Below are 12,838 nucleotides of genomic sequence, written 5' to 3' on the forward strand. Positions count from 1 at the left end.
GGTGGGTGGCCTGGCTGGTTGTGGTGGGGGTGGTGCTGGCCGCGCTCAATCTGAGGGCCGCGGTTACGAGTACGGGGGCCGTGCTGCACGAGATCAGTGCGGGGCTGGAGATGTCGGGGGCGCTGTCGGGGTTGCTCACGACGTTGCCGGTGGTGTGTTTCGCGGTGTTCGGGGCGGGGACGCCGTGGCTGGCCAGGCGGGCGGGGGAGCAGCGGCTGCTGGTGGTGGCGCTGGGGCTGATCGGGGCGGGGCTGCTAGCGCGGGCGGTGGTGGGGTCGGCGTGGCTGTTCCTGGCTTTCAGCGTGGTGGCGCTGGCGGGGATCGCGCTGGGGAACGTTCTCATCCCGACGCTGATCAAGCGGCACTTTTCCGCAAGGATCGGCGTCATGATGACCGTCTACGCCACCTCGCTCGGCGTGGGGACGATGCTCGGGGCGGCGCTCACCCTGCCGATCGAGCGGGCGGCCGGCGGGAACTGGCGGGTGGCGCTCGGAGTCTGGGCGTCGATGGCGTTGATCGCGGCGGTGCCGTGGCTCGCCGTCCTCCGCGACAACCCGAAGCAGGACCAAGAGGGCACGTACGCGGGGCCGCGCACGCTGGTCCGCAGCCGGTTGGCCTGGGCGATAGCCGGATATTTCGGGAGTCAGGGTCTCCTCGCCTACGTGCTGTTCGGCTGGCTCCTCCAGGTGCTCCTGGACGGCGGCTACACCGAGGGTCAGGCGGGCTTGGTCCTCGGCGTGTTCACCGCGCTCTCCATCCCGAGCTCGCTCGTGGTTCCGGCCCTGACCGCGCGGATGAGAAACGTCCGCAAACTCGTGGTCCTGTTCTGCACCCTGTACGCCGTGGGCTTCGCCGGACTGCTCACCGGCCACGCGCTCTGGGGATCGGCGATCGTGGTCGGGATCGCGATGGGCGGATTCCCGATGGCGCTGGCGCTGCTCCCGCTGCGCACCCGCACCGCCGAGGGCACAGCCGCGCTGTCCGGGTTCGCGCAGAGCGTCGGATATCTCATCGCCGGGGTCGGCCCCCTCATGATCGGCCTGCTCTACGACGCCACCGGCGGCTGGACGTGGCCGTTCACCGTGCTGTTCGTCGTGGTTGCGGCCCAGCTGGCCACCGGCTGGTACGCGGGCGCCGACCGGGTCCTCGAAGACGAGATCCAGGCGCATGCCGTACCAGACGAAACCGGCGAAGAGCCGGAGACCCCGCAGGGGCACATCGGCCGGTCTCAGACAAAGGTGGCCACCCGAGGCGACCTGACCTCGCCTCGGGCGACCACAGATCAAGAGTAGGCCATCTCGCCTCAAACCGGTGAAGCGCCCCACCCAGCACCAGGTAAAAGCTCGGTCATGAGTTGAAGCTGTTAGCGCTATCAGTCGGTTTGGTCAAGGCGTACACCCCATAACGATCCGGTTTCAGCTGTGGGATCGTGGGTTCTTCGTGATAGGTAGTACCGAGGTATTGACAGAGGCAGTGTTATCGCAAACACTCGGAAATCTCCCCGCAACACAGCTACGACGGAGCACAAGGACGGATCGCGGCCGATGATATCGAGCAACCCGACGGCTGACCCCCCGGCCGACCGCCCCAGGGCGGCGGTCATGGAGGATGTCGCCGGGCTCGCCGGAGTGTCGGCGATGACCGTCTCCCGGGTGCTCAACGCGCCGGAGAAGGTGCGGCCGGAAACCAGGGCCCGCGTGCTCGCGGCCGTCCAGGAACTCGGCTACCGCCCCAACTTCGCCGCCCGCTCCCTCGTCACCGGCCGGTCCGGCGTGCTCGGCGTGGTCAGCTTCGACACCACGCTGTACGGCCCGGCCTCCACCCTCTACGGCATCGAGCGCGCCGCCAGGCAGCACGACTACCTGGTGAGCATCGCCAGCCTGCAGGCACTCACCCGCCGATCCATCGCCGAGGGCGTCGAACGCCTGCGCTCCCAGTCGGTGGACGGCGTCATCGTCATCGCCCCGCACGAGTCGGCCGCCGAGGGCCTGCGGCACCTGCCGAAGGACCTGCCGGTGGTGGACGTGGGCGGCGGCGAGGGCGTCCCCGTCCCGGTGGCCGCCGTCGACCAGCAGTCCGGGGCCGCGCGCGCCACCCGGCACCTGCTCAGTCTCGGACATCAGACGGTGTGGCACCTGTCCGGGCCCGCCAACTGGATCGACGCCAACGGCCGCGTGCGCGGCTGGCGGTCGGTGCTGGAGGCGGAGGGCCGCGCGATCCCGGAGCCGCTGGCCGGCGACTGGAGCGCGCAGTCCGGTTACGAGCACGGGCGGCGGCTGGCCCGCGACCCCGAGGTCACGGCCGTGTTCGCCGCCAACGACCCGATGGCGCTCGGCCTGCTGCGCGCGCTGCGCGAAGCGGGCAAACGAGTGCCGGAAGACGTCAGCATCGTCGGGTTCGACGACGTTCCGGAGGCCGCGTACTACTGGCCGCCGCTGACCACGGTCAGGCAGAACTTCGGCGAGGTCGGCGGGCAGGCCCTGCAACTTCTCCTCGATCGCATCGCGGGGGTCGAGGAGGACGTCCGGCGGATGGTCGAGCCCGAGCTCGTCGTCCGCGAGTCCACCGCGCAACGCCGATAAGCCGACACGAACGACAGCAAGACCGGCGGTTTCGCCGGAGCACTCTGACCACGTTTGGAGCAGGAAGGCCTCTTGGGTTCTCTGAGGTCTGCAATGTTAACGCAATCACGAACTATCGCTAGGTTGGGAAATGATCGAACTCCGGCAGGAACTGGCTGACCTGCACCGGTTACTCGTGACCGCCGGTCTTGTGGTCTGGACGGCGGGCAACGTGTCCGCCCGGGTCCCCGGGGCCGACCTTCTGCTGATCAAACCGAGTGGCGTGCCGTACGAGGAGCTGACGGCCGAGTCGATGGTGTTGTGCGATCTGGAGGGGAAACCCGTACAGGACGGGTTGAAGCCCTCCAGCGATGTGTTCGCGCACGCGTACGTGTACCGGCAACGTCCGGATGTGTCCGGAGTCGTGCACACCCATTCCACGTACGCGACCGCCTGGGCCGCGCGCGGGGAGGCGATTCCGTGCGTGCTGACGGCGATGGCGGACGAGTTCGGCGGGGAGATCCCGGTCGGCCCGTTCGCGCTGATCGGCGGTGACGACATCGGGCGGGGCATCGTGGCGACGCTGGAGGGTCACCGTTCGCCCGCCGTACTGATGCGCAGCCACGGGGTCTTCACCATCGGCGGCACCCCGCGCGAGGCCGTCAAGGCCGCCGTGATGTGCGAGGACGTCGCCAGAACCGTGCACATCGCCCGCCAGCTCGGCACCCCCGAGGAGATCGCGCCGGCCGACGTCGACCGGCTGTACGACCGCTACCAGAACGTCTACGGGCAGGGAGTCCGATGAAGCACGTGTGGTTCCTCACCGGAAGCCAGGGATTGTACGGCGAGGACACCCTGGCCCAGGTCGCCGACCAATCCCGGCGCATCGCCGAGACCTTGGACGGCTCCGGCCTCCCGGTCCGCGTCGTCTGGCAGCCCGTGCTCACCGACGCCGGCGCCATCCGGCGGATCTGCCTGGACGCCAACGCCGCCGACGACTGCGTCGGGGTGATCGCCTGGATGCACACCTTCTCGCCCGCCAAGATGTGGATCGCCGGCCTCGACGCGCTCCGCACCCCGCTGCTGCACCTGCACACCCAGGCCAACGTCGCCCTGCCCTGGCACTCCATCGACATGGACTTCATGAACCTGAACCAGGCCGCGCACGGCGACCGCGAGTTCGGCTACGTGCAGTCCCGCCTCGGCGTGCCCCGCAAGACGATCGCCGGGCACGTCACTGACCCGGCCGTGGTCGCCGGCACGGCCGCCTGGGCGCGGGCCGCGCTCGGCCTGGCCGAGATGCGCTCGCTCCGGCTGGCCCGCTTCGGCGACAACATGCGCGACGTCGCCGTGACCGAGGGCGACAAGGTCGAGGCGCAGCTGCGGTTCGGCGTCTCGGTCAACACCTACGGCGTGAACGACCTGGTCGCGGCCGTGGACGCGGTGGCCGACGCCGAGGTGACGACGCTGGTCAAGGAGTACGCCGACAGTTACCAGGTGGCGCCCGCGCTGCTGGGAGAGCGCCTGGACTCGCTGCGCTACGCGGCCAGGATCGAGCTCGGCCTGCGCGGCTTCCTCACCGACGGCGGCTTCGGCGCGTTCACCAGCAACTTCGAGGACCTCGGCGGCCTGCGCCAGCTGCCGGGCCTGGCCGTGCAGCGGCTGATGGCCGACGGGTACGGCTTCGGCGGCGAGGGCGACTGGAAGACCGCCCTGCTGGTCCGCACCCTGAAGACGATGGCGGCAGGCCTCCCGGGCGGAACCTCGTTCATGGAGGACTACACCTACCACCTCGAACCAGGACAGGAACGCGTGCTGGGCGCGCACATGCTGGAGGTCTGCCCGAGCATCGCCTCCGCCGTACCGTCCTGCGAGATTCACCCGCTCAGCATCGGCGGCCGGGAAGACCCGGTGCGGCTCGTCTTCGACGCGGCGCCTGGGGACGCCGTCGTGGTCGGTCTGGCCGACATGGGGGACCGGTTCCGGCTGGTCGCCAACCGGGTTGAGCTGGTCGCGCCCACCGAGCCGCTGCCGAAGCTGCCGGTGGCCCGCGCGGTGTGGAAGCCGCTGCCGGACTTCCGTACCGCCACGGAGGCCTGGCTGATGGCGGGCGGGCCGCACCACACCGCGCTGTCGGCGGCGATCGGCCCCGAGGAGCTGACCGACCTCGCCGACATGGCGGGGACCGAGCTGCTGCTCATCGACGAGACAACCACGACCAGGCAGTTCACCAAAGAGCTCCGGTGGAACCAGGCGTACTACCGGCTGGCCCAGGGCCTCTGACACCCCCCAAGGAGATAGTCATGTTGAAGAAGCTGTCGGCGGCGCTGGCCGCCGGACTGCTGGCCTCCGTCCTCGCCGCCTGCGGCGGTGGCGGCGAGGACACCGCGTCCGGCGGGGAAGCCGGATCGGGCAAGATCGTCCTCGGCTTCTCCCAGGTCGGCTCGGAGAGCGGCTGGCGCGCCGCCAACACCAAGTCGGTCAAGGATTCGGCGGCCACGGCCGGGATCGACCTGAAGTTCTCCGACGCTCAGCAGAAGCAGGAGAACCAGATCGCCTCCATCCGCTCCTACATCCAGCAGAAGGTCGACGTGATCGCCTTCTCGCCGGTGGTCGTCACCGGCTGGGACGCGGTGCTCAAGGAGGCCCAGGCCGCCAAGATCCCGGTCATCCTGACCGACCGCGCGGTCGACTCCGACGCCTCCCTCTACGCCACCTTCATCGGCTCCGACTTCGTCAAGGAGGGCGAGGAGGTCGGTAAGTGGGCACTTGAGGAGTTCAAGTCCGCGACAGGCCCGGTCAACATCGTGCAGCTGGAGGGCACGGTCGGCTCGGCGCCCGCGATCGACCGCAAGAAGGGCTTCGAGGCCACGATCGCGTCGAACCCCAACCTCAAGGTCATCGCCTCGCAGAGCGGCGACTTCACCCGGGCCAAGGGCAAGGAGGTCATGCAGGCGCTGCTGCAGGCCAACCCGAAGATCGACCTGCTCTTCGCGCACAACGACGACATGGGCCTGGGCGCCATCGAGGCGATCAAGGCCGCCGGCCTCAAGCCGGGCACCGACATCAAGATCGCCACGATTGACGCGGTCAAGGACGGCATGACCGCGCTGGCCGCCAACGAGATCAACTTCATCGCCGAGTGCAGCCCTCTCCTGGGCGAGCAGCTGATGGAGCTCACCAAGAAGGCCGCCGCCGGGGAGCCCCTGGAGAAGCGCATCGTCACCAAGGAGACCACCTTCACCCCGCAGCAGGCCGCCGAGGTCCTGTCCACCCGCCAGTACTGACCCCTGTGCCGGGCGGCTTCGCGCCGCCCGGCCCCTAAGGAGGGCCCGCCGTGTTGCGAATGACGGGCATCACGAAAGACTTTCCGGGGGTACGGGCGCTGAACGGCGTCGACTTCCGGCTGCTCCCCGGCGAGGTGCACGCGCTGATGGGGGAGAACGGGGCCGGCAAGTCCACGCTCATCAAGGTGCTCACCGGGGTCCACTCCGCCGACTCCGGTGAGGTACGCCTGGACGGCGCGCCGCTCACGATCGGCAGCCCCAAGCAGGCCCAGGCGGCCGGGATCAGCACCGTCTACCAGGAGGTCAACCTCTGCCCCAACCTCACGGTGGCCGAGAACGTGTTCATCGGGCGGGAGCCGTACCGGCTGGGCCGGATCCGCTGGAAGGAGACCCGGCGCCGGGCCGCGGAACTGCTGGCCCGCTTCCAGCTGGACATCGATCCGGCCGCGCCGCTGGCGTCCTATTCACTGGCGGTACAGCAGCTGGTGGCCATCGTCCGGGCGGTGGACATCTCGGCAAAGGTGCTCGTCCTGGACGAACCCACCTCCAGCCTGGACCGCGACGAGGTGGAACGGCTGTTCACGGTCATGCGCCGGCTGCGGGACGACGGGGTGGCCGTGCTGTTCGTCTCGCATTTTCTCGACCAGGTGTTCGATATATCGGATAGGATGACGGTGCTGCGCAACGGGCGGCTGGTCGGAGAGTTCGAGACGCGGGCGCTGAGCCGGGTAGAGCTGGTCGGGCACATGACGGGGCGGGTGCTGCGCACGCTGGAGGAGCTGCACGCGCCGCGGGAGGACGTGCGGGAGGCGATCGCCAGCCGGGAGCCGGTGCTGGCGGCGCGCGGGCTGGGGCGCAAGGGCGGGATCGCGCCGTTCGATCTGGATGTGCATCCGGGGGAGGTGGTGGGTTTCGCCGGGCTGCTGGGGTCCGGGCGGACCGAGGCGGCGAGGTTGATGTTCGGGGCCGACGGGGCCGACAGCGGGACGGTGCGGGTCGGCGGGTCGGCTTCGGCGCTGCGCACCCCCGGTGCGGCCATCGGGCGCGGCGTGGCGTTCTGCCCCGAGGATCGCAAGACCGAGGGGCTGATCGAGGAACTGACCGTGGGGGAGAACATCGTGCTGGCGCTGCAGGCCGCTCGGGGCTGGCTGCGGCCGCTGTCCCCCGCGCGCCGCGCCGAACTGGTCGGGAAGTACATCACGGCGCTCAGCATCAGTCCGGCGGATCCCGATATTCCGGCTCGCAACCTCAGCGGGGGCAATCAGCAGAAGGTCCTGCTCGCCCGGTGGCTGATCACGCAGCCGCGGCTGCTCATCCTCGACGAGCCCACCCGGGGGGTCGACGTCGGAGCCAAGGCCGAGATCCAGAAGCTGGTCGTCTCGCTCGCCGGTGACGGCATGGGCGTGGTGTTCATCTCCGCCGAACTGGAGGAGGTCCTGCGCATCAGCCACAAAATCGAGGTGCTCCGGGATCGCGCCGTAATCGCGGAGATCGCCAACGAGGCCGACGTCACTCCCGAACGGCTGCTGGAGATCATCGCCAACGGAGTCGCGTCATGACCGCCATCACCAAGCACCGCCTGTTCTGGCCGGCCGCGATCCTCGCCGTCATGCTGCTGGCCAACCTGATCTTCACGCCGACCTTCTTCCGGATCGAACTGAAGAACGGCCACCTGTACGGGAGCCTCATCGACATCCTCCTGTACGGCGCCCCGCTGATCCTCATCGCCCTCGGCATGACCATGGTCATCGCCACCGGGGGCATCGACCTGTCGGTCGGCGCGACCGTGGCGATCTCCGGCGCCCTCGCCTGCTCGATCATCGCCGACCAGCCGGATCAGGAGGCGGTCGGCGGGGTGCTGACCGCGGTCGCCCTCGCCCTCGGCCTGTCCCTGGTCCTCGGCTTGTGGAACGGATTACTCGTCGCCCGCGTCGGCATCCAGCCCATCATCGCCACCTTGATCCTCATGGTCGCCGGCCGCGGGGTGGCCCAGCTGATCACCGACGGCCAGATCATCACCATCAACAGCGCCCCCTACGAGCTGATCGGCGGCGACTACCTGTTCGGCTTCCCCTTCGCCGTTCTCATCGCCGTCGTGGTCTTCACCGGAACAGCCGTCCTGACCCGGAGGACCGCCCTCGGACTGCTGCTGGAGGCCGTCGGAGGCAATGCGGAGGCGTCGCGTCTGGTGGGCATCCGGGCTCGGCGGTTGCTGGTGCTCGCGTACGTTTTCAGCGCGTTCTGTGCCGGGATCGCGGGGTTGATGATCAGCTCGAACATTCGTGCGGCCGACGGCAACAACGCGGGCCTGTGGATCGAGCTGGACGCCATCCTCGCGGTGGTCATCGGGGGGACCTCCCTGATGGGAGGCCGCTTCTCGCTCGCCGGGACGGTCCTCGGGGCCTTGATCATCCAGACCCTGTCGACCACGATCTACACCACCGGGGTTCCGCCTCAGGTGACGCTGGTGTTCAAGGCGGTGGTGGTGACAGCGGTGTGTCTGATCCAGTCTCCCGCGTTCCGGGCGAAGGCGTTCCGACGCCGGCGACCATCCGCTCCCGCTCCGGCTGAAGCGGAGGTGCCGGCATGAAACGGAGTCCCAGGGAAACCGGGCACATCCAGGGACGAGACGAGGCCATGGTGGCGAGCGAACAGGAAGTCCTGGCGATGGATGCCCGCGAGGAACGGAGCGTCCGGGGGCGTGGGAGGCTCACCGCCATCCTTGAAGCCCGCCTGCGGCGGGAGTATCTGCCGGTCCTGGTGACCTTGGCGTTGTTCGTGGTGCTCTTCGGGACAGGTTCGGCGATCTATCCGGCCTTCGGATCGGGTCAGGTCATCATCGATCTGTTCATCGACAACGGCTTCCTGCTGGTCGCCGCGATCGGGATGACGTTCGTCCTCCTCACCGGGGGCATCGATCTCTCGGTGGGCGCGGTGATCGCGTTGTCGGCGATGTTGTCGGCTTCGCTGGTCGAGCACGTGGGCTTGGCGACCATTCCGATCGTGCTGGCAGTTGGCGCCACGCTCGGCTTCCTGATGGGTTACGTGATCCATCACTTCGAGATCCAGCCCTTCATCGCCACGCTGGCCGGAATGTTCCTCGCCCGAGGCCTCTGCTTCGTCATCAGCATCGACCAGATCTCGATCAAACATCCCCTCTTCGCCGAGTGGCCCCATATCCCCATCCAGCTCCCCGGGGACATGTTCGTGAAGCCGACCGTCTTCGTGGCGCTCGCTGTCCTGGGGCTCGCCTTCTGGACCCTGCACTACACCAGATTCGGCCGCGGGATCTACGCCATCGGCGGCAACGAACAGTCCGCCCTCCTGATGGGCCTCCCCGTCGCGCGCACCAAGATCGGCGCCTATGTGGTGAGTGGCACCTGCTCCGCGCTGGCGGGCATGCTCTTCGCCACGTACACGCTGTCCGGGACCGGTGTGCACGCGGTCGGCATGGAACTCGACGCGATCGCCGCCGTGGTCATCGGCGGCACCCTGCTGACCGGCGGCTCCGGCTACGTTCTCGGCACCCTGCTGGGTGTGCTCCTGCTCGGTTCCATCCAGACGCTGATCCGTTTCGAGGGCACCCTCAGCTCCTGGTGGATCAAGATCGTAACCGGAGCCCTGCTGTTCGTCTTCATCGTCCTGCAGCGGGCGATCTCCTCGAAGCGATCCCCGGACGGCTGACCGAGGCCACCGCCTGCTCGGCGGCGGCGAGCGCGCTGCGCATCGACACCTCACCGAGCAGGCCGGGGGCGGCGACACTGTCCCCGGCCAGCCAGACCCCGTCCCCCCGCTCGATGGCCGGCCGATCCCGCCAGCTCAGTCCCGGCAAGTCGAGCGCTCCCGTACGCCCGTTCGCGAGCGCCTCGCGCCGCCAGGTGACCCGATCCCGCCAGCCCGGCAGACCGAGATCGGCCACCCGTTCCAGCCGTGCCAGCGTGTCGGCTTTCGACTCGCCGGGCCGCATCGGCATCTGCATTTGGACGAGGCTCTCCCCGTCTGGCGCCACCGACGGATCGGGAGACGAGTAGCGCTCAAGGAAGCCGCCTTCGTCCAGGTCGGACAGGAGGAACAGGTCGCGCGGGTCCTGCCGTACCCCGAGATCGAGAAGGACGGCGCGGCCGCTCTCCCAGCGCAGTGATTCGTCGGCGAGTAACCGGCGAGCGGCGTCGAGCGAGGTGGCGACGATGGTGGGTCCCGCCGGGAGGGTGTCCGCGTGGGTTCCGGTCTCGATGCGTACGCCAAGGTCGCGCGCGTGTGCCGCCATCCGGTCGATGACCCGGCCCCAGCCGCCGACGACGTACCTCGGCGCCGGGAACTGGAGCGCGAAGGCGCGCGTGAACCGCTCCCACACGAATGCCGCCGACAGCCGTCCCGGATCCGCTTCATAGGTGGCGACTCCGAGCGCTCCGGCCACCGCGTCGGTGGCGTCGGCGCCCAGCCGCCTGACCCCCCAGGAGCGGAAGTCCTCATCCACGGGCGCGACCAGCCCGCGCTTGATGATCGCCGCGAGCAGCGGCCGCGGAATTCGCGCCTTCAGCTTGCCCCGATGCCGGACCCGCGCCTTCCGTCCCTCTTTGAGCCCCAGCCGCCGGTACGGCTGCACGAGCCCGCGCCGCGCCAGCCACCGGAACGGCTCCCCATCCGAGTAGAAGACGTGCGTCCCGTCATTGGCGATGTACGGCGCCGCGGACGACCGTGCCCGCCCGCCGAGCGTGTGGTGCCCCTCGTACAGGACGACCCGCGCGCCCTCTTCGGCACAGGCGATGGCTGCCGTCAGCCCGGCGAGCCCGCCTCCGATTACTGTGATTTCATCCATGCACCCCTGGACGCGGGTCATCCTCGAAACGTGACATCAGCCCATCCAGTGACGTGGTCGGAACCGCGATCCACCCTTCCGTACGGGCCGCCTCGGCCTGCCCGGGCGACGGCGCCGTGACCAACCCCAGCGCGGCGGCCCGCGCGGTGAGCGCCGCGACGACGGCGTCAGCGGCGTCATCCGATGCCCGGCAGACTCCCTCAAACGCCCCCAGGTCCAGCCAAGGCGCGGCCCGCCCCAGCCCATCGACCAGCCGGTTCAGCTCACCCAGATTCGCGGCCCGCTTGTAACCCTTGAACGGCAACCCCCACCGTTTGAGCGACGCGGCCGGATACACCTCGACCACCACCCCGCCTCCGCGCCGGTCGACGACCTGGCCACGCCGCGCCAGCTCCGCCATCACCCCGGCACACCGCATGGCGACATATCCGATACGGTCGGCCGCCACGCTCAACGGCCGCTGCCCCGTCAGCTCCCGCACCACCAGATCGGTGACCCGATTCGCCAGATCCCTGCGCCACAGCCGCCCGACACCCTCCAACGGCAAGGCGACCTCCCCGCCCCGATGCGCGACCAGGAAATCCACGAATCGATCCGGCCACCCGAGCGGACAGTCGACCCCCGCCTTCCCCGCGGCCAGGATCGCCTCAACCACGAGCCCGTCATCCGCCCGAGTCTCCACCCTGGTGACCCGCGCCCGATTCTCGGACCACTCGACCCAGGCGACCGCCGTATCGACCGCCTCGGCCGCCAGATCAATCCCAACCGTGATCACACATGCGCCATCTTCTCGGGATTGGCCATCAGATAGATGGTCTCGATCATCCCATCGGCGACCAGCAACGACACCACCGTGAGGACCCTGCCCTCCACCGCAACCACGAGCGCCGGCGCACCGTTCACATTCGAGATCTCCATCTCGTACGAAACCCCCTCCGGCAGCCCCGCGTGCGCCGGGAACGACGCGATCCCCGCCTCCGAAGTGACCGCGACCAGGAACCGCGCCACCCGATCGGCCCCCACCAGGACCCGCCGAGGCGCCCGAGCCTTGCCCCCACTGTCCGTCACCAAGGTCACATCCTTGGCCAGCAGCTCCATCAACCCGCGCAGATCCCCACCCGCGCACGCCCCGATGAACCGCTCGGTGACCTCCCGCCGCTCCCGCCGATCCACATCGAACCGCGGCCGCCGCTCCCGCACATGCTCCCGCGCCCGCCGTGCCAGCTGCCGCACTGCGGGCTCCGCCCGCCCGATCACCTCCCCGACCTCCGCATGCGAGAACCCGAAGACCTCCCGCAACACGAACACCGCCCGCTCCAGCGGCGACAAGGTCTCCAGCACCACCAGCATCGCCAGCTCCACACTCTCCGCCAGCTCGGCCCGCTCCGCGAGTTCCGGCCCCGTGCTCACCGGCTCGGGCAGCCAATCCCCCACATACGACTCCCGCCGCACCTTCAACCGCCGCAACCGATCAATAGCCAGATTCGTCGTCACCCGCACCAAAAACGCCCGCGCGTTCTCCACCTCCCCCTCCGCCACCTCAGCCCACCGCACCCACGCCTCCTGCACGATGTCCTCCGCATCGGCGGCACTCCCCAGAATCCGGTACGCCACCCCGACCAGGATCTCCCGATGCTCCAGAAACGTCTCCACCCGCATCACCTCCAGACGCACCACGCCACCCCAACGTGACATCCCTACGGTTACCCCTTAACCCGCGAGGTCCGATACACTCACACACACCGCAAGGGGCTATAGCGCAGCTGGTAGCGCACCTCCATGGCATGGAGGGGGTCTGGGGTTCGAATCCCCATAGCTCCACTCGGAGTCGGAGGCCTATGGTCGCGAGCTTTGCTCGCTCCCGTGGGCCTCCTCGTCGTTACACGGGGGGACGACCCCCCGAGCCCCCCGGGGCGAAGGGGCTTTCGCCCCCTCGCGCTCCCCCTGGGCGCTTCGCGCCCGGCGTCGCTGTGCTCCTTGCGAAGGGCTTCGCCCCTCGCGCTCCCCCCCGGGGTCGCTTCGCGTCTGGCGTTGCTGTGCTCCCTGCGAGGGGCTTCGCCCCTCGCGCTCCCCCCCGGGGTCGCTTCGCGTCTGGCGTTGCTGTGCTCCTTGCGAAGGGCTTCGCCCCTCGGGCTCCCTGGAAGTCTTGGCCGATGTGATGAGTTTGAAGC

Annotated in this window: 11 protein-coding genes and 1 tRNA gene; 9 read left to right on the forward strand and 3 right to left on the reverse strand. The window is 69.3% G+C overall.

The features are described 5' to 3' along the window. From Amac_RS31600 to yjfF, 8 genes are all read left to right on the forward strand, one after another. The coding region (locus tag Amac_RS31600) for a CynX/NimT family MFS transporter (RefSeq protein ID WP_307729777.1) at positions 1-1,292 on the forward strand (1,292 nt) is incomplete at its 5' end. A 252-nt stretch (positions 1,293-1,544) separates the two neighbouring features. Next, on the forward strand, positions 1,545-2,582 hold the full coding sequence (locus Amac_RS31605; protein ID WP_155358073.1) for a LacI family DNA-binding transcriptional regulator: 1,038 nt from the start codon (positions 1,545-1,547) through the stop codon (positions 2,580-2,582). A gap of 130 nt (positions 2,583-2,712) precedes the next feature. Next, complete coding sequence (locus Amac_RS31610) at positions 2,713-3,366, forward strand: L-ribulose-5-phosphate 4-epimerase (protein WP_155347550.1); 654 nt, start codon at positions 2,713-2,715, stop codon at positions 3,364-3,366. Next, the gene (araA, locus tag Amac_RS31615; protein ID WP_155358074.1) at positions 3,363-4,844 is read left to right on the forward strand and encodes an L-arabinose isomerase; all 1,482 of its coding nucleotides are present in this window, start codon (positions 3,363-3,365) and stop codon (positions 4,842-4,844) included. The genes Amac_RS31610 and araA overlap by 4 nt, the downstream gene beginning before the upstream one ends. A gap of 20 nt (positions 4,845-4,864) precedes the next feature. Beyond that, on the forward strand, positions 4,865-5,848 hold the full coding sequence (locus Amac_RS31620; protein WP_155358075.1) for an ABC transporter substrate-binding protein: 984 nt from the start codon (positions 4,865-4,867) through the stop codon (positions 5,846-5,848). 59 nt (positions 5,849-5,907) lie between these two features. Next, positions 5,908-7,407, forward strand: coding sequence for a sugar ABC transporter ATP-binding protein (locus Amac_RS31625; RefSeq protein ID WP_155358122.1), 1,500 nt, complete (start codon positions 5,908-5,910; stop codon positions 7,405-7,407). Continuing rightward, a complete protein-coding gene (locus Amac_RS31630; protein WP_155358076.1) occupies positions 7,404-8,438 on the forward strand; it encodes an ABC transporter permease in 1,035 nt (344 codons plus the stop codon). The genes Amac_RS31625 and Amac_RS31630 overlap by 4 nt, the downstream gene beginning before the upstream one ends. Continuing rightward, entirely contained in the window at positions 8,435-9,532 is a 1,098-nt protein-coding gene (gene yjfF, locus Amac_RS31635; RefSeq protein WP_246268847.1) for a galactofuranose ABC transporter, permease protein YjfF, read from the forward strand. The genes Amac_RS31630 and yjfF overlap by 4 nt, the downstream gene beginning before the upstream one ends. Here yjfF and Amac_RS31640 read toward each other — a convergent pair. Genes Amac_RS31640 through Amac_RS31650 form a run of 3 tightly spaced genes read right to left on the reverse strand, consistent with a single transcriptional unit; the run spans position 9,483 to position 12,326 of the window. Beyond that, complete coding sequence (locus tag Amac_RS31640; protein WP_155358077.1) at positions 9,483-10,667, reverse strand: FAD-dependent oxidoreductase; 1,185 nt, start codon at positions 10,665-10,667, stop codon at positions 9,483-9,485. The two genes, yjfF and Amac_RS31640, sit on opposite strands and share 50 nt — an antisense overlap. Then, a complete protein-coding gene (locus Amac_RS31645) occupies positions 10,660-11,442 on the reverse strand; it encodes a DUF429 domain-containing protein (protein ID WP_155358078.1) in 783 nt (260 codons plus the stop codon). The genes Amac_RS31640 and Amac_RS31645 overlap by 8 nt, the downstream gene beginning before the upstream one ends. Beyond that, the gene (locus Amac_RS31650; RefSeq protein ID WP_155358124.1) at positions 11,439-12,326 is read right to left on the reverse strand and encodes an RNA polymerase sigma-70 factor; all 888 of its coding nucleotides are present in this window, start codon (positions 12,324-12,326) and stop codon (positions 11,439-11,441) included. Before Amac_RS31650 ends, Amac_RS31645 begins: the two co-directional genes overlap by 4 nt. Before the next feature lie 89 nt (positions 12,327-12,415). Between Amac_RS31650 and Amac_RS31655 the strand changes: the two genes are divergently transcribed. Beyond that, positions 12,416-12,488: transfer RNA gene (locus tag Amac_RS31655), tRNA-Ala, on the forward strand. Positions 12,489-12,838 lie beyond the last annotated feature (350 nt).

The sequence above is a fragment of the Acrocarpospora macrocephala genome, from assembly GCF_009687865.1.
Lineage (GTDB): Bacteria > Actinomycetota > Actinomycetes > Streptosporangiales > Streptosporangiaceae > Acrocarpospora > Acrocarpospora macrocephala.